This is a genomic window from Methylosinus sp. DMC45 (genome assembly GCF_056313885.1).
Map to the genome: position 1 here is coordinate 195981 of NZ_JBQUZK010000038.1, position 20289 is coordinate 216269.

Below are 20289 nucleotides of genomic sequence, written 5' to 3' on the forward strand. Positions count from 1 at the left end.
CATGATCGCCGCGATCTCCTCGACGATCGCGGCGATCCAAACAGTCGATGAAATTCGTGCGTATGCTAATTTGACAGCTGTATCGCGCATCGCCTTCGAATATCGCCGCGCTCACGTCACATCCCTTTCACGATCATTGCGAATCCCTTGCAAACTCTATGATTCCGCAAAATCACCATCAGTGGCACGGCGCTTGCCATAACAGTAGATGTCGTCGCTTTCGTAATAGATGAATTGCCGACGACATCGAATGTTTCCATTTCGAAAGTTTGGAAAGCGGCGCACACGTTCGGATTTGTCGACCGCAGACAAAGGCGCAAATCCGAGAAACAAAAAGTCTGTGAGGAGGAAAAGCATGGCGATCAGTCTCGCGACAAAAGCGGCGACCGATGCTCTGAAGGTCAATCGCGCTCCGGTCGGCGTCGAGCCGCAGGAGGTCCATAAGTGGCTGCAGAGCTTCAACTGGGACTTCAAGGAAAACCGCACCAAATACGCCACCAAATATCACATGGCGAACCAGACCAAGGAGCAGTTCAAGGTCATCGCCAAGGAATACGCCCGCATGGAGGCGGCCAAGGACGAGCGCCAGTTCGGCACTCTGCTCGATGGCCTGACGCGTCTCGGCGCCGGCAACAAGGTGCATCCCCGCTGGGGCGAGACCATGAAAGTGATCTCGAACTTCCTCGAGGTCGGCGAGTATAACGCCATCGCCGCCTCGGCCATGCTGTGGGACAGCGCCACCGCCGCCGAGCAGAAGAACGGCTATCTCGCTCAGGTGCTCGACGAAATTCGTCACACGCATCAATGCGCCTTCATCAATCACTATTACTCCAAGCATTATCACGATCCCGCCGGCCACAATGACGCCCGTCGCACCCGCGCGATCGGCCCGCTGTGGAAGGGCATGAAGCGCGTCTTCGCCGACGGCTTCATCTCCGGCGACGCCGTGGAATGCTCGATCAATCTGCAGCTGGTCGGCGAAGCCTGCTTCACCAATCCGCTGATCGTCGCCGTCACCGAATGGGCCTCGGCCAATGGCGACGAGATCACGCCGACGGTGTTTCTGTCGGTGGAGACGGACGAGCTGCGCCATATGGCGAACGGCTATCAGACGGTGGTGTCCATCGCCAATGATCCGGCGGCGGCGAAATATCTCAACACCGATCTCAACAACGCCTTCTGGACGCAGCAGAAATACTTCACGCCGGCGCTCGGCTATCTCTTCGAATACGGCTCCAAGTTCAAGGTCGAGCCGTGGGTGAAGACCTGGAACCGCTGGGTCTACGAGGATTGGGGTGGAATCTGGATCGGTCGCCTCGGCAAGTATGGCGTGGAGAGCCCCCGCTCGCTGCGCGACGCCAAGACGGACGCCTATTGGGCCCATCACGATCTCGCCCTCGCCGCTTATGCGCTGTGGCCGCTCGGCTTCGCGCGTCTGGCTCTGCCGGACGAGGAGGATCAGGAGTGGTTCGAGGCGAACTATCCGGGCTGGGCCGATCACTACGGCAAGATCTACAACGAGTGGAAGAAGCTCGGCTATGAGGATCCCAAGAGCGGGTTCATCCCCTACGCCTGGCTGCTTGCCAACGGTCATGACGTCTACATCGACCGCGTCTCGCAGGTGCCGTTCATCCCGTCTCTCGCCAAGGGCTCCGGCTCGCTGCGCGTGCACGAGCTCAACGGCAAGAAGCATTCGCTCACGGATGATTGGGGCGAGCGCATGTGGCTGTCGGAGCCAGAGCGCTACGAATGCCACAATATCTTCGAGCAGTATGAGGGACGCGAATTGTCCGATGTGATCGCCGAGGGCCATGGCGTTCGCTCCGACGGCAAGACGCTGATCGCCCAGCCCCATGTGCGCGGCGACAATCTCTGGACGCTCGAGGACATCAAGCGCGCGGGCTGCGTCTTCCCCGATCCGCTCGCCAAATTCTGATCTGCGCTCGGCGCCTCGCGTCGAATTGCAACGGGTTCCCGGCGCGCCTCGCGCGCGCCGGGTCTCGGCGGGCGACGCGCGTCCGTCGACAAGCACGAAGCACGAAAAACCCTCAAGTGGAGGACGTCTGAAATGTCACAGCCTCAGAGCTCTCAAGTCACGAAGCGAGGTCTCACCGACCCGGAGCGCGCAGCGATCATCGCCGCCGCGATCCCGGACCACGCGCTCGACACGCAGCGCAAGTATCATTACTTCATTCAGCCGCGCTGGAAGCGTCTGTCGGAATATGAGCAGCTGTCGGTCTATGCGCAGCCCAATCCCGACTGGATCGCCGGCGGCCTCGATTGGGGCGATTGGACGCAGAAATTCCACGGCGGCCGTCCGTCCTGGGGCAATGAGAGCACCGAGCTGCGCACGACCGACTGGTATCGCCATCGCGATCCGGCTCGTCGCTGGCACGCGCCTTATGTGAAGGACAAGTCGGAAGAGGCGCGCTACACGCAGCGCTTCCTCGCCGCTTATTCGTCCGAAGGCTCGATCCGCACCATCGACGCCTATTGGCGGGACGAGATCCTCAACAAATATTACGGCGCCCTGCTCTACAACGAATACGGGCTGTTCAACTCGCATTCGTCGGTCGGCCGCGACTCGCTCTCGGATACGATCCGCCAGTCGGCCATTTTCGCGGCTCTCGACAAGGTGGACAATGCGCAGTCGATCCAGACGGAGCGCCTGTTCATCGCCAAGCTCGTTCCCGGCTTCGATGCGTCGACCGACGTTCCGAAGAATATCTGGACGACCGATCCGATCTACGCCGGCGCGCGCGGCGCGGTGGAAGAGATCTGGCAGGGCATTCAGGATTGGAACGAGATCCTCTGGGCGGGTCACGCCGTCTATGACGCGACCTTCGGCCAGTTCGCCCGTCGCGAGTTCTTCCAGCGTCTGGCCACCGTCTATGGCGACACGCTGACGCCCTTCTTCACCGCGCAGTCGCAGACCTATTTCCAGATCACGCGCGGGGCGATCGACGATCTGTTCGTCTACAGCCTCGCCAATGATCCCGAATTCGGCGCGCATAATCGCACCTTCCTCAACGCCTGGACCGAGCATTATCTCGCGCGTTCGGTCACGGCGCTGAAGGATTTCGTCGGCATCTACGCCAAGGTCGAGAAGGTCGCCGGCGCGACCGATCGCGCCGGCGTCTCGGAGGCGCTGCAGCGCGTCTTCGGCGACTGGAAGATCGATTACGCCGACAAGATCGGCTTCAAAATCGACGTGGACCAGAAGGTCGACGCCGTTCTCGCCGGCTACAAGAATTGAGAAGGAAACGCTCCTATGTCCAGCGCGCATAACGCTTACAACGCCGGAATCATGCAGAAGACCGGCAAGGCCTTCGCGGACGAGTTCTTCGCCGAGGAGAATCAGGTCGTCCACGAGTCCAACGCCGTGGTTCTGGTTCTCATGAAGAGCGACGAGATCGACGCGATCATCGAGGATATCGTGCTCCAGGCCGGCAAGGCCAAGAATCCGTCGATCGTCGTCGAGGACAAGGCGGGCTTCTGGTGGATCAAGGCCGATGGCGCGATCGAGATCGACGCCGCCGAAGCCTCCGATCTGCTGGGCAAGCCGTTCTCGGTCTACGACCTTCTCGTGAATGTGTCGTCGACCGTCGGCCGCGCCTACACGCTCGGCACGAAATTCACCATCACCTCGGAGCTCATGGGCCTCGATCGCGCCCTGACCGACATTTGATCGGCCGACGATAAGGATTGCCACAATGGCGAAGAGAGAACCCATCCACGAGAACGTCACTCGCACCGAGTGGGAAGGCAAGATCGCGAAGCTGAATAGTGTGGAGCAGGCGACGAAGTTCATTCAGGACTTCCGCGTCGCCTATTCCTCGCCGTTCCGCAAGAGCTACGATCTCGACGTCGATTATCAATATATCGAGCGCAAGATCGAGGAGCGTCTCTCGGTGCTCAAGACCGAGAAGCTCTCCGTCGCCGACCTCATCACCAAGGCGACGACCGGCGAGGACGCCGCTGCGGTGGAAGCGACCTGGATCGCCAAGATCAAGGCCGCCGAGAGCAAATATGCGGCGGAGCGCATCCATGTCGAGTTCCGTCAGCTCTACAAGCCGCCGGTTCTGCCGGTGAATGTGTTCCTGCGCACCGATGCGGCGCTGGGCACCATTCTCATGGAGCTGCGCAACACCGATTATTACGCGACCCCGCTCGAGGGTCTGCGCAAGGAGCGCGGCGTCAAGGTCCTGCATCTGCAGGCCTGACGGCTTCCTTCGAAAGAAAAAGAACGAGCGTTCGGGCGGTCCTTCCGCCCGAACGTCATCGCGACAAGGGAGGGAAGGCCATGGCGCATGGCGCGGAACGAGAAGCGGAAGAGCAGCGGATTCTGATTCACGCAGATTCACGCTACGCCGCCTATACGATGGACCTCGATTACATGTGGCGCTGGGAGATTTTGCGCGACGGGGAGTTCGTGCAGGAAGGCTGCTCGCTGTCGCTGGATTCGGCGCGCGAGGCGGTCTCTCATGTGCTCCGCTTCTTCCAGCGGCAGGACGAGGCGGCGGCGCAGCCGGGCGGCAATAGCGCGGAGATCAAGCGTCTGCTGCAGACGCTCGGCACGCCGATCCCGATCGACGATCGCAACGAGACGACGAAAAACGAGCTGGCGCAGCCAGAGTAGCAAGGGCGGAAGACGTATGTATCAGATCGTCATCGAGACAGAGGACGGAGAAACCTGCTCCTTCGAATGCGGACCGAGCGAGGACGTCATTTCGGCAGGGCTTCGTCAAAGCGTGATTCTTCTTTCTTCCTGCCGCGCGGGCGGCTGCGCCACCTGCAAGGCCGATTGCACGGATGGCGATTACGAGCTCATCGACGTCAAGGTGCAGGCGCTGCCGCCGGACGAGGAGGAGGACGGCAAGGTTCTTCTCTGCCGCACCTTCCCGCGCAGCGATCTGCATCTGATCGTGCCTTACACTTATGATCGCATCTCCTTCGAGGCGATCCAGACCAATTGGCTGGCCGAGATCGTCGAATGCGATCGCGTGTCGTCCAATGTCGTGCGGCTCGTGCTGCAGCCTTTGACCGCCGATGGCGTGGCGCCGATCGCGCTGAACTTCGCCCCGGGGCAATTCGTCGACATAGAAATTCCGGGCACGCACACGCGCCGCTCCTATTCCATGGCTTCGGTCGCGGAAGATGGTCGGCTCGAATTCTTCATTCGCCTGCTGCCGGACGGCGCCTTCTCGAAATTCCTGCAGACGCAGGCCAAGGTCGGCCTGCGCGTCGCGCTGCGCGGACCGGCGGGCTCCTTCATGCTGCACAAGAGCGAGCGGCCGCGCTTCTTCGTGGCCGGCGGCACGGGACTGTCGCCGGTGCTGTCGATGATCCGGCAGCTGAAGAAGGAGAGCGACCAGCAACCGTCGACCTTGTTCTTCGGCGTCACCAACTATGAGGAGCTCTTCTATGTCGAGGAGCTCAAAGCGCTGCAGAACGCCATGCCGAGCCTCGATGTGAAGGTCGCGGTCGTCAATGCGAGCGAGGCGAATGGCGTCGCCAAGGGAACGGTCATCGATCTCATGCGCGCCGAGCTCGAGAAGCTGCGCGGCAAGCCGGATATCTATCTGTGCGGCCCGCCCGGCATGATCGAGGCGGCCTTCGACGCCGCGGCGACGGCGGGCGTGCCCAAGGAGCAGGTCTATCTCGAGAAATTCCTGGCGAGCGGCTGAGCCGCGCGCCGAACGATCTTCGCTCGGCCGCGCTCGCCGGGCGGGGCTCCCGACTTTTCTGCCCGGGGCGACTCGGGCAGTTTTTTGTTCGCGCTCGCTAGAGCGCTATCCGATCCAATTGGATCGGATAGCGCTCTAGCTTCTCTCGTCGGGCGCGAATTCTGATCGATCGAACGAAATCGTTCGATCGGAAAGCGCGCTAAAGTTTGAATCCGCTGGGGCGCGGGAGTAGAACAGCCGCGCCGGCCCAATGCGCCGGGAACAGCGGAGCCCGTCTTGTCCCATTCCGTCACCGAGGCCATAGAGGCCATCGGGCGCGGCGAGATCGTCGTCGTCACCGATGACGACGACCGCGAGAACGAGGGCGACCTCATCATCGCCGCCTCGCTCTGCACGCCCGAGAAAATGGCCTTCATCATCCGCCATTGCTGCGGCATCGTCTGCGCGCCGCTGACGCTGGAAGAGGCGCGGCGGCTGCATCTCGCGCCCATGGTCGCCGCAAATGACGCGCCGCTCGGCACCGCCTTCACCGTCAGCGTGGACGCGCGCGAGGGGCTCACCACCGGCATTTCCGCCGAGCAGCGCTGCAACACGGTGCGTGCGCTCGCCAATGGCAATCGCGGCCCGCATGATTTCGTGCGGCCGGGCCATGTCTTCCCGCTCATCGCCAAGGAAGGCGGCGTGCTGATGCGCTCCGGCCATACGGAGGCGGCCGTCGATCTCTGCCGGCTCGCCGGCCTGCCGCCGGTCGGCGTCATTTGCGAGCTCGCCAATGACGACGGCACGGTGATGGCCGGCAAGCAGATCGTCGATTTCGCGGCGGCCCATGGGCTGAAGATGATTTCCACCGCCGATCTCATCGCCCATCGGCAGGCGCGCGAGAAGCTGGTGGAGCGCGTCGCCAGCTTTCCGGTCAAGACCTTCGCCGGCGAGGCCACCTGCCACGCCTATGTCAGCGCCTTCGATCCGGTGCAGCATTTCGCCTTCGTCGTCGGGCAGATCGGCGACGGCAAGGGCGTGCCGGCTCGGCTGCATCGCGCCGACATCATCGCCGACGTTTTCGGCGGCGCGGACGCCATACGCCGCACCATGGAGCGTTTCGCGGCGGAAGGTCGCGGCGTGCTGGTCTATCTGCGCGACGGCGCAGCCGGCGTTCCGGTCAATCCGGTCGTCTCGGACAGCAGCTCGGAGGAGGCGCGCACCGCGCAATGGCTGGACGTGGGTCTCGGCGCGCAGATTTTGAAGGATCTGGGCGTCACCTCGATCCGCCTGCGCACTTCCAAGCCCAAGCCGCGCACCTATGTGGGCCTCTCGGGCTTCGGCATAGAGATACTGGCGGTGGAGCCGCTGGATTAGCGCAGCGCGACTCCCTCTCCCCGCGAGCGGGGAGAGGGCGGGGGTGAGGGGCCTGGGCCAGAGGCTACAATGTCTCTCGCTGCTCCAATGAAGCGAGAATCGTCTCTTTTACGCCATCGAGATTGTGAAACACGTCGTCATTGGCGATGCGAAGGACCCTGAAGCCCGCCTCGCCCAAAATCCGATCTCGATGCGCGTCGCGAGCGACTTCCTGGTCAGTGGAATGCGTCGCGCCATCGACCTCGACGACGAGCGCTTCCTCCCGACAAGCGAAATCAGCGAAATAAGGACCGATCGGCAATTGGCGGACGAATTTATAGCCGGCGAGGCGACGCGCCCTCAGCGCCCCCCACAAACGCTCTTCCGCCGGCGTCCGCGCCGCCCGTAATTCGCGGCTTCGCGCTGTTTCGTAAAGACGAAGGCCGCGCATCGTAAGGCTCCGCGAAACGCCCCGGCCCCTCACCCCGACCCTCTCCCCGCTCGCGGGGAGAGGGAGTCGCCCTCAGATCACCACGACATTCGCGCCGACCTTGACGCGGCTGTAGAGGTCGATGGCGTCTATGTCGCGCATGCGGATGCAGCCGGAGGAGACGCTCTGGCCGATCTTCTCCGGCTCATTGGTGCCGTGAATGCGGTAGAGCGTGTCTTTCCCATTCTCGAAGAGATAGAGAGCGCGGGCGCCGAGCGGATTGTCCGGGCCGCCGGGCAGGCCGCCGGCGTCGGCCGTCGGCTGCAGATGCGGCCAGCGCTCCAGCATGTCCTTGGGCGGAATCCAGCGCGGCCATTCCTGCATGCCGCCGATCACGGCGCGGCCGGTCCAGCCATAGGCCTCCTGCCCGGTGGCGACGCCATAGCGGATCGCCTTGCCGTTCGGCTCCACGAGGTAGAGGAATTTATTCTTCGTATCCACGACGATGGAGCCCGGCGCCTCGCTCGTCTTGAAGTCCACGAGATATCGCTCATAGGCCGCGCCGACATCCGCCGTCGGCACCAGAGCCATGAATTGTGCGTCGCGTCCGCTGAGCTGCGGATCCGGCAAGCGCGGCCCGAACGCGGCGTTGCAGCCGGCGAGCGAGACAGCGAGAACGACCGCGATGAAACCCTGCCTCGAATCCATGAACGCGCCCTTTCTCAACGCCCGAAGCATCTATTTAGGAATTTGCTTACCATAAACTTACTGAACGGAAACATCGGTTCGCAATAATTCCCGACCTGTTGCCGCAACGCAACGGCGGCGGAGGGTCAGTTGCGCTTTTTTGAGAATTTTTCCGGCGCCCTCCCGGCGCGGCGGCGTGCTACAAGGGCCTCGACTTCTTCGGCGGGGCGACTTCTTTAGCGAGAGTCGAGAGCGGCTGGCCATGACGAGGACCCTGTTCTTCACACATGAGAGCGGCCTCGCGCATAATATGGGCGCGGGCCACCCCGAGCAGCCCGAGCGGCTGCGCGCCATAGAGCGCGAGCTCGAGGCCGAGCGGTTCCAGCATCTCATTCGCGTCTCCGCGCCCGCCGCAGAGCGGGAGGCGCTGCTGCGCGTCCATCCCGAGAACCATTTGCGCGCGATCGAGAAAACCGCGCCGCGCGAGGGGCTCGTCGCGCTCGATCCCGACACGCTGATGTGTCCCGAATCGCTGGAGGCGGCGTTTCATGCGGCCGGCGGCGCGACCGCGGCCGTCGACGAGGTGATGAGAGGGGCGGCGGACACCGCCTTCGTCTGCGTGCGCCCGCCCGGCCATCACGCCGGGCCGACGACGCCCATGGGCTTCTGCATTTTCAACAATGTCGCCATCGCTGCGCGCCATGCGATCGCCGCCCATGCCGCGGAGCGCGTCGCCATCGTCGATTTCGACGTTCATCACGGCAATGGGACGCAGGAGGTCTTCTGGGCGGATCGGCAGGTTCTGTTCTGCTCCACCCATCAGGCGCCTTATTATCCCGGCACGGGGGCGACGAGCGAGACCGGCGAGTTCGACCAGATCGTCAACGCTCCGCTCTTCGCGGGCGCGACGGGCGATGATTTCGTCGAGGCGCTGACGACGCGCATCCTGCCGCGGCTGAAAAATTTCGCGCCCGATCTGGTGCTGATCTCGGCCGGATTCGACGGCCACAGGGACGATCCCTTGGGCGGCCTGCGCTTCACCGAGCGCGACTATAGCGAGGCGACCAAGCGCATCATCGACGCCTCGCTGCGCAGCGCCGACGGGCGCGTCGTCGCGCTGCTCGAGGGCGGCTACGACCTCACCGCGCTCGGCCGCTCGGCCGCGGCGCATATTCTGGCGCTGATGGGCGCCTGAGAAACGAAAAACGCGCCGCTCGAGGGCGACGCGTCGGTAAATTCAGCGCGAAGCGGGCGGTTCGTCAGCCCTGGCGGGCCTTGAAGCGCTTCTGCACCTTGTTGATGACATAGACGCGGCCTTTGCGGCGCACGAGCTGGTTGGCGCGGTGACGCGCACGCAGAGACTTCAGCGAATTGCGGACTTTCATCGGTCGATCCCCGGACAAAATTACATGTAGCCGGGATCACCGCCCAGCGCCTCGTGGGCGCAGCCTATGCCCGATTTCCGCTCCGCGATCAAGCCCTCCACACCCATTCGTCGCGCGCGGCGGCGCAGCAGATTGACAATGGCCGAGCCTCCGGCGCATTATTCACGTTATGTTATAACATATGCTCTCGGGGACGAGATCCATGGAAAACTCTTCTATCCGCCGCACTCTATCGGGCGGAATTCTCTTGGCGGCGCTCGGCTCCGTCCCGGCGGGCGCGCAGGAGGCGCTTCCCGAGATCGACATCGCCGCGTCGAGCCCAATTCGGCGCGCCCCGGCGACGGCGCAGCCCGCCGCGCCCGAGACGCGCGGCGCTCTGCCTATAGTCGCGGACCAATTCGCCACTGTGACGGTCGTCGATTCGGACGAGATTCGCCGCTCCGGCGGCGCGACGCTCGGCGATCTCCTCTTCGACAAGCCTGGAATCACCGGCTCCAGCTTCGCGCCCGGCGCCGCCAGCCGGCCGATCGTCCGCGGCCTCGACGCGCATCGCGTCCGCATTCAGGAGAACGGCCTCGGCTCCAGCGGCGTCTCCGAGCTCGGAGAGGATCATGGCGTGCCGCTCGACCCGCTCGGCGCTGATCGTGTCGAGGTGGTGCGCGGCCCCGCCACCTTGCGCTGGGGCTCGCAGGCGATCGGCGGCGTCGTCAACGCCACCAACAACCGCATTCCCGAGGCCCTGCCCTGCCGCGGCGACGAGACTCTCCCCGGCCCCTGCACACGGCTGGAGACGCGCAGCGCGGTCTCGACCGTCGACGCCGGGCTGGAGCAGGCGGCGCTTATCGACGTCGGCCAGGGCAATTTCGCGCTGCACGCCGACGCCCATGGCCGCCGCACGAGCAATTACGCAATTCCCTCCTACCCTTATCTCGCGCCGACCGATCCGGCGCCGCTGGTCTTCGGACGCCAGCCCAATTCCTTCATGCGCTCCGGCGGCTGGTCGGCCGGCGGCTCCTACATCTTCGATCGCGGCTTTTTCGGCGCCTCGGTCACGCAATTCGAGAGCGTCTATCGCATCCCCGGCATGGATTCGACGGAGAGCCGCACGCGCATCCAGTTGCGGCAGACGAAAGTGGCGGTGAAAGGCGAATATCGCCCGCCCGCCTCCTTCATCGAGGCCATTCGCCTCTGGGCCGGCGCGAGCGATTACAATCATCACGAAATCGGTCTCGAGGGCGGCGCCGAGGGCATACAGCAGACCTTCACCAATCAGGAGCAGGAGGCGCGGATCGAGGCGCAGCTCGCGCCCTTCGATCTGCGCTTCGCCAAGCTCACCACCGCATTCGGCGTGCAGGGCGCGCATCAGCGGCTCACCGCGCCCGGCGCCGGCGGCAATCTGTTCGATCCCACCGACTCGCACAGCATCGCCTTCTATCTCTTCAATGAATTCAAGCTCACCGACTCGCTGCGCCTGCAGGTCGCCGGCCGCATAGAGAGTGTCGAGGCGACCGGGCAGACGCCCGATCTCTTTCTCGATCCGACCATCTCCTTCCAATATGATCGCCATTTCACGCCCAAGAGCGTCGCCGTCGGCCTATTGCAGGACACGCCTTTCGACACTGTGGCGAGCGTGACGGCGCAGCATGTCGAGCGCGCGCCGCGTGGGCCGGAATTGTTCTCGCATGGCGTCCATGACGCGACGGGAACTTTCGACATCGGCAATCCGCTGCTCGGAATAGAAGCCGCGAACACGGTGGAGGTCGGCCTGCGCCGCGCCAAAGGGCCATTCCGCTTCGAGGCGACGTTTTTCTACACGCATTTCGACGGCTTCATCTATCGCCGCCTCTCCGGCGAGACTTGCGCGGATGATTTCGACAGCTGCTCGCCGGCCGGCGTCGGCGGCCCGCTCAATCAGGCGCTCTATTCGCAGCGCGACGCCAATTTCCGCGGCGGCGAGTTCCAGAGCCAATGGGACGCGCTGCAGATCGCCGGCGGAATCCTCGGCGTCGAGAATAAATTCGACGTGGTGCGCGCGACCTTCGCCGATGGGACCAATGTGCCGCGCATTCCGCCCGTGCGCGTCGGCGGCGGACTGTTCTGGCGCGACTCCAATTGGCTGGCGCGCGTCAGCTATCTGCACGCTTTCGCGCAGAACAATATCGCGCAAATCGCCGAGACGCCGACCAAGGGCTATAATCTGCTGAAAGCCGAGATCAGCTATAAGGTCACGCTGCCCAAGGGCGAGTTCCCCGCCCGCGAGATGAGCGTCGGAATCGTCGGCGACAATCTGCTCAACGCCGACATTCGCAACAGCGTATCCTACAAGAAGGACGAGGTTCCGATGCCGGGCGCCAATGTGCGGCTGTTCGCGAATTTCGTGTTCTAGCCGATGGGGCTCTGACAGGCGCGCGCGCCGAGGCGCCGCGCCGCGCCGCCGATGAGCGCGCGCGCTTCCGCGAGATCGAAGGCGAAAGCGACGGGCGCATAGGCGGCGACGCCGGCGCCCACCAATAGGACGAGCGCGAGCGCCGGCGGCAGCGCCGCGACTTCGGCTGAAAGCGCGTGAACCGCAGCCGCCATCGCCGCCGTCGCCGCGCCGACGCGCGCGAGCCGGCCGAACGGCAGCGGCATGGCGAAAGCGACACGGCTCAGCGCATAGGCCTGCGCGCAGCCGAACATCTCGGCCGCGAGGCGGCCCCACACTGCGCCGGCGAGGCCGAAGCGATAGATCAGCAGCGCCGAGACGATGAGATTGAAGGCGAGGATCGAGCCCGTGTTGATGAGATAGAAGCTGTTGCGGTTGGAGAGCAGAAAGCTCGTGTGCAGATATTGCTGCGTCAGAATCTGAAACACCACCGCCATGGCCAGAATGGGCATGGCCCAGCTCCCCGTCTCGCGAAACTGCGGCCCGAGCACGAGATCGGCGATCTGCGGCGAGACGAGCGCGAAGCCGACGCAGGCCGGCAGAGCGACGGCGAGCAGCAGCTCCAATGATTTCTCGAGATGGCGACGCGCCTCCGCCTCGCCGCGCTCGGCCAAGAGCCGCACCGCCATGGGCACGAAGGCGGTGGACACGCTGATCGCCGGAATGATGAGCGCCTGCCGCACGAGATCGACGCTCGCGCCATAGCGGCCGGCGTCGGCGACGCCGGAGAGCTCGGCGAGCAGAAAGCGGTCGGCGACGCTCGCCAGCGCCATCAAAGACATCGAGAAGGTGAAAGGCAGTCCGGCCTTGCCGATCTCGACGAGGCGCGCGCGATCGAGCCGCGGCCGGGCGTCGCCCCAGGATGCGCGCCAGAACAGCGCCGTCGCCACGACCAGCGCAATGGAAGAAGAGACCAGCAGCGCCGCGCCGCTGGCGCTCGCGAAGGCGACGACGACGCCGAGCGCCGAGACCAGCAGCGTGCGATAGACCGTGCCGCGCAGATAATCGACCGCCTTCTGCGCAGCGCGCAGCGATTCCTGGCTCGTCTCATAGAGGGTGACGGCGAAGGCCAGCATAACGGCGGCCGCCGAGACCGGCGCGGCGAGGCCCGTCATCCGCGCCACGAAGAAGAACAAGGGAGCGCAAGGCGCGAGCAGCGCCATTGCGGCGAGGATCGCGCCGCGAATGTCGGCGCCGTCGCCCTTCGCCTGCTCGCGCAATATTGCGAGCTTCAGCGCGCTGGAGAGAAGCGTGGCGAGAAGCGTGGCGAAGGCGAAGCCCAGCAGATAATCGCCATAGGCCGCGGCGGCGAAGACGCGCGTGAACACGATCGTGTTGAGCAGGCCGAAGATTGCCGAGAACACATTGGCCGCGAAATAGACGACGGTCTGCCTGGCGAGCATGGGCGCTGCTGTCCTTGTCCTTTGGCGGGGGCCGTTGCGCCATTCTGGGACGCACATTCTGCCGATACGCGAAATTCTCGAAGATTCGTGCCAGCGGGCGGCGGGATGAGCGCTGGCATGGTTTCTTCTTCTCTACGGCCGGCAGGCGCCTTTTGCGCCGATTTGAACCGAATCGAAAGCCTGAGCTCGAGAAGAGATCGCGGCTCCAGGCACAAAATCTTAAAACGAGCATGGTGTGATTATGCGTGAGCGTGAGCGAGTCGAGGACATGAATTCCACGCCTGTGGCGATCGGCGAAAGCTTCGGATGGCTGCATCATGCGGATGGCGACCGCGGCGTCGTCATGTGCGCTTCCATCGGCTATGAAGGTCTTTGCGCGCATCAGTCCTGGCGCGTGCTCGCCGATCGTCTGGCGGCGGCCGGCCTTCCCACTCTACGTTTCGATTATCCGGGCGAGGGCGATTCCCTCGGCGATCCCGCCGATCCGGCGATCGTCGACGCCTGGCGCGAGCAGATCCGCGCCGCCGTGCGCTGGATGCGCGAGGCGATCGGCGTGCGCGAGGTGGCGCTGGTCGGCCTGCGTCTCGGCGCGGCGCTCGCGGCGGAGATCGGCGGCGTCGAGCGCCTCGTGCAGATCGCGCCGGTGGTCAAGGGCTCCTCCTATCTGCGCGAGCTCAAGATGATGGCGCGCGTGCTGGCGGCGAGCGGCGCCACGCCGGAGGCGAGCGTGGCCGCGGCGACGGCCGGCGACGACATTCGCCTCGAGGGCTTCACCATCACTGCGCCCATGGCCGCCGCCATGAAGCGCATCGACCTCACCCGGCTCGAGACGGCGCCGGCCGAGCGCGTTCTGGTGCTGCACGATCCGGCGGCGAAGCCGGCGCCCGACTATCTGCAACGTCTGCAATCGCTCGGCGCCGCTGTCGAGACGCGCGAGCTTCTCGATTATCGCGCGCTGACGCCGGCGCCCATGCCGCCGCCGCCGCCGCTCGCGGATCTCGACGCCGTCGTCGCCTTCGCCAGCGCGGGCGCCGGCCCGGCGCTGATCGCGCAGCCGCCGCAAGGCGCGCTCGCCACAGAGCATTTCATCGAGCGCGGCGTCGTCTTCGGCGAGCGCCGACAGCTCGCCGGCGTGCTGTGCCTGCCGCGCGGCAAGCCCAAGATGACCGTGCTGTTGCTCGACACCGGCGCCAATCATCACATCGGCTGCGGCCGCTCCACTGTCGATTTCGCGCGCGCGCTGACGCGCCTCGGCGTCGCCTCGCTGCGCATGGACACGCTCGGCATAGGCGATTCCGCCGTGCTCGCGGAAGGGCCGCGCGGGGCGCTCTATCGCATGGAGCGCGCCGAAGATGTTTCGGCGGCGCTGGATTTTCTCGAGATGCGCGGCCTCGAGAATGTGACGATCTATGGCGTGTGCAGCGGCGCGGCCCTGGCGCTCTACGCGGCGCTGGCCGATGAGCGCGTGCAGGCGCTCGCGCTCGCCAATCTCCAGATCTTCGGCCGCATCGACGGCGAGGATCGCGACAAGCTGCTCGAGATGGGCTTTGCGGCGACGCATACTTATGTCGCCAAGGCGATGAGCGCCCGCGCCTGGGCGCGCGTCGTCACGGGCGAAGTCTCGCTCGGCACGCTCGCCGACATCGCATCGGCTCTCCTGCGTCGCAAGGCGTCGGCCTTTGCCGGAGCGCTGGCGCAACGGCTCGGCCTCGCGCATGGCAAGGCGCGCGAGGCGCGGACCAACTTCTCCAAGCTGGCGGCGCGCGGCGTCCGCATTCTCATGCTGCATGGCGACCATGACGTCGGCAGAGAAGAGATGAACGTCTGCTTCGGCCCGGACGCGCGCTTCCTGCGCAATCTCCCCAATGTCGAGATCGACGTCATCGACGGCGCCGATCACGCGCTCTCCTCGGCGCTCTCGCGAGAGGCGGTGCTGGAGAAGATGCGTTTTTTTCTCCAGGCGGCCGACCACGACGCCGAAGCCGGCCGCGACGACCGCAGAGCGACGGCGGGCGCTCCGACCACGGCGACGCTCGGCGCCCTCACCCTGATGATGAATCTGGAATGACACAAAGCACTCGGCTACCCCTCGACCCCATCGCCGACGCCGATCGCTTCGAGGCGGTCGTCTGCATTCCGACCTTCCGCCGTCCCGAGATGCTCAGGACGACGCTCGAGTCGATCGTGGCGCAGGCGACGCAGGTCGCCTTCGCCGTCGTCGTCGTGGACAATGACGCGCCGGCGCCCGTCGGCCTCGAGGTGGCGCAATCCTTCTTCCGCGACGGGCGTCTCGCCGGCGTCGCCGCGGTGGAGCCGCGCCAAGGCAATGTCCATGCGATCAACGCGGCCTTTCGCCTCGCGCGGGAGCGCTTTCCCGCGGCGAAATATTTCCTGATGATCGACGACGACGAGCGCGCCGAGCCGCAATGGCTGGAGGAGATGGTCGCCAGCGCGCGCCAGGGCGCCGATATCGTCGGTGGCCCGGTGACGCCGATCTTCCCGGCGGAGGCCAAGCCCGCCTTCCGCGATCATCCGGTGTTCTGGCCCGCCTTCGGCGAGACCGGCCCGGTGCCGATCATCTATGGCACTGGCAATTGCCTGCTGCGGCGCGAGGTGTTCGACGGACTCGCAGAGCCCTCGCTCGATCCGAGATTCAATTTTCTCGGCGGCGGCGACACGGAGTTCTTCACCCGCTGCCGTCGCGCCGGCTTCAAATTCTTCTGGCGCCAGGAGGCGCAAATCTATGAGCAGGTGACGCCCGGGCGGCTCGCGCTCGGCTGGGTGCTGCGCCGCAGCCTCGCCACGGGCGCGATCAATTACAGCATCGACCGCCTCGCGGCGCGCAGCCTGCGCCAGCGTCTGCTGCTCATCGCCAAGAATTTGGCGCTCGGCCCGGTCTCGCTGCAACGCGCGCTGCGCATGTTGCGAGAGTCCAAGCATCCGCTCGCCGCCACCCATCCCATCGGCATAGCGATCGGCCGGCTGCTGGCCTCGGTCGGCGCGATGCCGCAGCCCTATCGCTATTCCTCATGACGGATATGAGCGCCTCCTCGGCCGGGGGGCTGGACGAGATCGACGGCCGCGGGATCCTCTTCTGCGCCATTCTGCTCGTCGGCTGGATCACCTTCTCGCCTTTCGCAGATCTCGCGTCGCCGGAGACGCTCGAGCTCGCGGAAGGCCGCGACATTCAGCTCTACGCCGCCTTCGGCCTGATGGCGGCGACGGCCTTCTTCTATATTTGGCGGACCGATCGGCCGGCGCTCGCCGCGCTCGCCACGCCCACCAATATCGCGCTCGCCGGCTGGATCGGCGTGACGCTCGTCACCTCGCACGAAATCTCCAACTCGCTGAAGCGCGTGGTGATGCTCGGCTGCGTCGGAACCTGCTGCCTCTCGCTCTTCCTCTTGCCGCGCGGCCGCGACGATCTCGCCAAGCTATTGAGCATCGTCGCGCTCATCATCGTCGGCCTCTCCTATTTCGGCCTAGTCTTCCTGCCGCATTACACGATCCATCAGGCGACCGACATCGGCGAGCCGCAGCTCGCCGGCGATTGGCGCGGCGTGTTCGGCCATAAGAATGTCGCCAGCGCCGTCTTCTCCATGCTGACATTCATCGGCATTTTCGTGCTGCGCGCCGGCCGCACGGTCGAGGGCTGGGCGATCTTCGTCCTCTCGCTCCTCTTCGTGCTCTGCTCGGGCGGCAAGAGCTCGACCGCCATCTGCATCACGACGATCCTCCTCTCTCTGCTCGCCGAGCGCACGCGCAATGTCGTGCTGTGGTCGATCATCGTCTTCTCGCCGCTGGCGCTGCTGAATTTCTTCGGCATAGGCTCCATCCTCGTCCCGCAGTTCGGCGCCATCGCCGCGTCGCTGCCGCTGGACGCCTCCTTCACCGGCCGAACCGATATTTGGACATTCGCCATTCCCAAGGCCGCCGAGACGCCGATCTTCGGACATGGGCTCGGCGGATTCTGGGCCACTGCGGCGCTGCGCTTCGGCGGCGAGGACACGACGATCTGGGCCGGCAACGCCGCCCATGCCCATAATGGCTATCTCGACACAGTGCTCGCCATGGGCCTGCCGGGTCTGGCCTTCGCCTTCGCGGCGCTGATCGTGCAGCCGGCGCGCGACGTCCGCCGCGTCTGCGCGCGCGGCGACGAGCCGGCGGTGTCATTGCTTTTCCTGCAGATTTGGATGTTCAGCCTCTATCTCAACTCGCTCGAGAGCTTCTTCTTCGATCGTGCCAATCCGGGCTGGATCGGCATGCTCTTCGCCCTCTTCGGCATTCGCTTTCTCGCCGAATTCAAGATTCGCGGCTGACCGGCCCGGGCTTTGCGACCTCCCATGTGAAACCGGGAGCCTGTCCCAATTTGGCACGGCGGCGGCCTGCTCCAATGTCATTAGGGGAACGCCTATGGAACGACCGATCGCGCTCATCACGCCCACCCATCGCGCCGACCGCGAGCGCTTCGCTCTGCTCTGCGAGAGCGTCGACCGCCGCCTCACCGGCTATGAGCGGCACTATGTCATCGTCAATGACGACGATATGGAGCTGTTCGCGGAATTCGCCGGCCCGCGCCGCGTCATCCTGCCCTGCTCGCGCTTTCTGCCGCGCTGGCTGCGCCTGGTGCCGCCCTTTCTGATGCGCAACGGACGGCGCGTGTGGTGGTCCTTCCGCTCGCGGCCGGTGCATGGCTGGCACATTCAGCAAATGCTGAAGATCGCCGCCGTGCTGCAATTGCCGGAGCAGCGCTTCTGCATCGTCGATTCCGACAATGTCATCATCCGCCGCTTCGACATCGGCGCCTATGCCGGCGGCGCGCGCTCGCCGCTCTATATCGCGCATGGCGCAATCGCCGCCGACGCGCCGCTGCACGCCAAATGGATCGCCAATGGCGACCGCTTGCTCGGCCTGCCGCCGAGCAGCTTTCCGGCGGACGATCACATCGGCAATCTCATCGTCTGGGACAAGGACGCCGTGCGCGCCATGACGCGGGCGATAGAGGACGCCACCGGGGTCGACTGGTTCCTGGCGCTGTGCCGGACGCGCGCCTTCTCCGAATATCTGCTCTATGGGCAGTTCGTGCGCCATTCGCCGCGGCTGATGGCGGCGCATGAGATCGTGCCGCAGAGCCTCGCCGTCGCCTATTGGGACGAGGCGCCGCTCGATCGCGCCGGCCTCGCCTCGCTGCTCGCCGGCGCCTCGACATCGAAGATCGCGCTCTGCGTCGAATCCTTCTCGCGCACGCCGGTGCAGGCCATTCGCGAGGCGGCGGGCCTCGCCCTGCCGGCGGGCGCCTCGCCCTTCGCGCCGCGGCTCGCCGGCGGCGCCGCCGCCTGATATGCTTTTGGGCGATCGATGCGCGATGCGAGCCTGAAGGCTCGCGGTCCAAAACGCTCTCAGGACCGCGAGCCTTCAGGCTCGCTCGACATCGGCGTCGATACGCGAGGCGGCGCGCGTTTCCGGCATGCGCGCATAGACGATCAGCGAGCAGAAGATCGCCGCGCTGACATAATAATAGAACCAGCTCTCGCGCCCCGCGCTCTTGAACCAGAGCGCGACATATTCGGCCGTGCCGCCGAAGAAGGATACGGCGACGGCGTAAGGCACGGCGACGCCGGTCACGCGCACCGACGCCGGGAACAGCTCCGCCTTCACCAGCGCATTGATCGACGTATAGGCGCCGACGATGAGCCAGCCCGTCAGCACCAGCGCGAAGGCCGTCCAGGGACCGCGCGCGGTCTGGATCGCCGTCATCAGCGGCGCGGTGAAGAGCGTCCCGAGCACGCCGAAGCCGATGAGCAGCGGACGCCGTCCCACGCGATCGGACAGAGCGCCATAGGCCGGCTGCAGCGCCATGGCGAAGACGAGCGAGCCGGCGCTGATCCATGTCGTCTGCGCATCGCTCAGCCCGGCGGAAAGCTTCAGGAATTTCTGAATGTAGGTAGTGTAGACATAGAAGGCGAGCGTGCCGCCCATGGTCAGCCCCACCACCGTCGCCGCCTCGCGCGGATAGGATAGGAGCGCGCGCAAGGAGCTGCGCCGCCGCGGCGACGCCTCGGAAGCGAAGGCCTGCGTCTCCTCGAGATCGCGCCGCATGACGAGCGCGAACAGCGCCAGCGCGGCGCCTATGGCGAAGGGGACGCGCCAGCCATAGGCGCGCAATTCCTCCGGCGTGAAGACGAGATTTTGCAGCACGAGCAGCACCAAAAGCGCCGTCAGCTGACCGCCGATGAGCGTGACATATTGAAAGCTGGAATAGAATCCGCGCCGGCGCGAGGACGCCATCTCGCAGAGATAGGCGGCGGAGGAGCCATATTCGCCGCCGAGGCTGAGGCCTTGCAGCAGGCGCGCGAAGAGGAGCAGCGCCGGCGCCGCCTCGCCTATCGTGGCATAGCCGGGCGCGGCGGCGACGATGAGCGAGCCGAGGCACATCAAGAGAACGGACAGCGTCAGCGCGCGCCGACGCCCGAAACGATCGCCGATCTCGCCGAACAGCGCGCCGCCGATCGGCCGCATGAAGAAGCCGAGCGCGAAGACGCCGGCGCTGGACAGCATTTGCGCGACCGGATCCTCGCCCGGAAAGAAGGTATTGGCGAAATAGAGCGAGAACGCCGAATAGACGTAGAAATCATACCATTCGACGAGATTGCCCAGCGAGCCGACGATGATCGCCTTCAGCCGGCGGGCGGCCTCGGCGAGGCTCTCCTCCTCGAGCGTTTCCTCGCGCGCGTCCGCCAATCCGCCCTCGCCTCTCGCGCCAAGTTTCTCGTGATATGTCTCTCGCGACATGTCTCGGGCGACTATGGGCCGGCGCCGGCGCGGACGCAAATCCGCGCATCGAACCGCCGCGAACGCCCCCGCGTTTCCGCCGTTTGTCCGCCGCGCCGCGCGCCGCCTCGCGAGCGCGGACGGCTCGTCCAAAAAATGGCGGAAA

Annotated in this window: 18 protein-coding genes; 13 read left to right on the forward strand and 5 right to left on the reverse strand. The window is 65.3% G+C overall.

Going from position 1 to position 20289, the window contains the following annotated elements; genetic code table 11:
* The first annotated feature begins 355 nt into the window (after nt 1-355).
* The 7 genes from mmoX to ribB all read left to right on the forward strand — a co-directional run bounded on the left by mmoX (nt 356) and on the right by ribB (nt 7043).
* Complete coding sequence (mmoX, locus tag ACT53T_RS11655) at nt 356-1936, forward strand: aromatic/alkene monooxygenase hydroxylase subunit alpha (RefSeq protein ID WP_476161317.1); 1581 nt, start codon at nt 356-358, stop codon at nt 1934-1936.
* A 132-nt stretch (nt 1937-2068) separates the two neighbouring features.
* Nucleotides 2069-3256 (forward strand): aromatic/alkene monooxygenase hydroxylase subunit beta, encoded by a 1188-nt coding sequence (gene mmoY / locus ACT53T_RS11660; RefSeq protein ID WP_476161318.1) that lies wholly within the window; start codon nt 2069-2071, stop codon nt 3254-3256.
* Between the two features lie 15 nt (nt 3257-3271).
* Complete coding sequence (gene mmoB / locus ACT53T_RS11665; protein WP_018264223.1) at nt 3272-3688, forward strand: methane monooxygenase regulator MmoB; 417 nt, start codon at nt 3272-3274, stop codon at nt 3686-3688.
* Nucleotides 3689-3713: 25 nt separating this feature from the next.
* The gene (gene mmoZ / locus ACT53T_RS11670) at nt 3714-4223 is read left to right on the forward strand and encodes an aromatic/alkene monooxygenase hydroxylase subunit gamma (protein ID WP_476161319.1); all 510 of its coding nucleotides are present in this window, start codon (nt 3714-3716) and stop codon (nt 4221-4223) included.
* A gap of 80 nt (nt 4224-4303) precedes the next feature.
* On the forward strand, nt 4304-4639 hold the full coding sequence (gene mmoD / locus ACT53T_RS11675; RefSeq protein ID WP_036296715.1) for a soluble methane monooxygenase-binding protein MmoD: 336 nt from the start codon (nt 4304-4306) through the stop codon (nt 4637-4639).
* 16 nt (nt 4640-4655) lie between these two features.
* Nucleotides 4656-5687, forward strand: a complete 1032-nt coding sequence (gene mmoC, locus ACT53T_RS11680) for an aromatic/alkene monooxygenase hydroxylase FAD-binding subunit MmoC (RefSeq protein ID WP_400766143.1) — start codon at nt 4656-4658, stop codon at nt 5685-5687.
* 276 nt (nt 5688-5963) lie between these two features.
* Nucleotides 5964-7043, forward strand: coding sequence for a 3,4-dihydroxy-2-butanone-4-phosphate synthase (gene ribB / locus ACT53T_RS11685; protein ID WP_400766141.1), 1080 nt, complete (start codon nt 5964-5966; stop codon nt 7041-7043).
* A gap of 64 nt (nt 7044-7107) precedes the next feature.
* Here the strand turns inward: ribB and ACT53T_RS11690 are convergent, their stop codons facing one another.
* A complete protein-coding gene (locus tag ACT53T_RS11690; RefSeq protein ID WP_476161320.1) occupies nt 7108-7473 on the reverse strand; it encodes an endonuclease domain-containing protein in 366 nt (121 codons plus the stop codon).
* Nucleotides 7474-7545: 72 nt separating this feature from the next.
* Nucleotides 7546-8160, reverse strand: coding sequence for a L,D-transpeptidase (locus tag ACT53T_RS11695; RefSeq protein WP_018264217.1), 615 nt, complete (start codon nt 8158-8160; stop codon nt 7546-7548).
* 241 nt (nt 8161-8401) lie between these two features.
* Between ACT53T_RS11695 and ACT53T_RS11700 the strand changes: the two genes are divergently transcribed.
* Entirely contained in the window at nt 8402-9334 is a 933-nt protein-coding gene (locus tag ACT53T_RS11700; RefSeq protein ID WP_476161321.1) for a histone deacetylase family protein, read from the forward strand.
* Nucleotides 9335-9398: 64 nt separating this feature from the next.
* Here the strand turns inward: ACT53T_RS11700 and ykgO are convergent, their stop codons facing one another.
* On the reverse strand, nt 9399-9524 hold the full coding sequence (ykgO, locus tag ACT53T_RS11705; protein ID WP_018264215.1) for a type B 50S ribosomal protein L36: 126 nt from the start codon (nt 9522-9524) through the stop codon (nt 9399-9401).
* A gap of 202 nt (nt 9525-9726) precedes the next feature.
* Here ykgO and ACT53T_RS11710 point away from each other — a divergent pair, with 202 nt between their 5' ends.
* The gene (locus ACT53T_RS11710; protein WP_476161322.1) at nt 9727-11910 is read left to right on the forward strand and encodes a TonB-dependent receptor; all 2184 of its coding nucleotides are present in this window, start codon (nt 9727-9729) and stop codon (nt 11908-11910) included.
* On the opposite strand, the gene ACT53T_RS11715 is transcribed toward ACT53T_RS11710, so the two are convergent.
* Entirely contained in the window at nt 11907-13352 is a 1446-nt protein-coding gene (locus tag ACT53T_RS11715; RefSeq protein WP_476161323.1) for a lipopolysaccharide biosynthesis protein, read from the reverse strand. The genes ACT53T_RS11710 and ACT53T_RS11715 overlap by 4 nt on opposite strands.
* A gap of 268 nt (nt 13353-13620) precedes the next feature.
* Between ACT53T_RS11715 and ACT53T_RS11720 the strand changes: the two genes are divergently transcribed.
* From ACT53T_RS11720 to ACT53T_RS11735, 4 genes are all read left to right on the forward strand, one after another.
* Complete coding sequence (locus ACT53T_RS11720; protein WP_476161324.1) at nt 13621-15420, forward strand: hypothetical protein; 1800 nt, start codon at nt 13621-13623, stop codon at nt 15418-15420.
* Nucleotides 15417-16385, forward strand: coding sequence for a glycosyltransferase family 2 protein (locus tag ACT53T_RS11725; protein ID WP_476161325.1), 969 nt, complete (start codon nt 15417-15419; stop codon nt 16383-16385). The genes ACT53T_RS11720 and ACT53T_RS11725 overlap by 4 nt, the downstream gene beginning before the upstream one ends.
* Nucleotides 16382-17671, forward strand: coding sequence for an O-antigen ligase family protein (locus tag ACT53T_RS11730; protein ID WP_476161326.1), 1290 nt, complete (start codon nt 16382-16384; stop codon nt 17669-17671). Before ACT53T_RS11725 ends, ACT53T_RS11730 begins: the two co-directional genes overlap by 4 nt.
* A 94-nt stretch (nt 17672-17765) precedes the next feature.
* On the forward strand, nt 17766-18692 hold the full coding sequence (locus ACT53T_RS11735; protein ID WP_476161327.1) for a DUF6492 family protein: 927 nt from the start codon (nt 17766-17768) through the stop codon (nt 18690-18692).
* A 75-nt stretch (nt 18693-18767) separates the two neighbouring features.
* Here ACT53T_RS11735 and ACT53T_RS11740 read toward each other — a convergent pair whose 3' ends face one another.
* A complete protein-coding gene (locus ACT53T_RS11740; RefSeq protein ID WP_476161328.1) occupies nt 18768-20093 on the reverse strand; it encodes an MFS transporter in 1326 nt (441 codons plus the stop codon).
* Nucleotides 20094-20289: the final 196 nt, after the last annotated feature.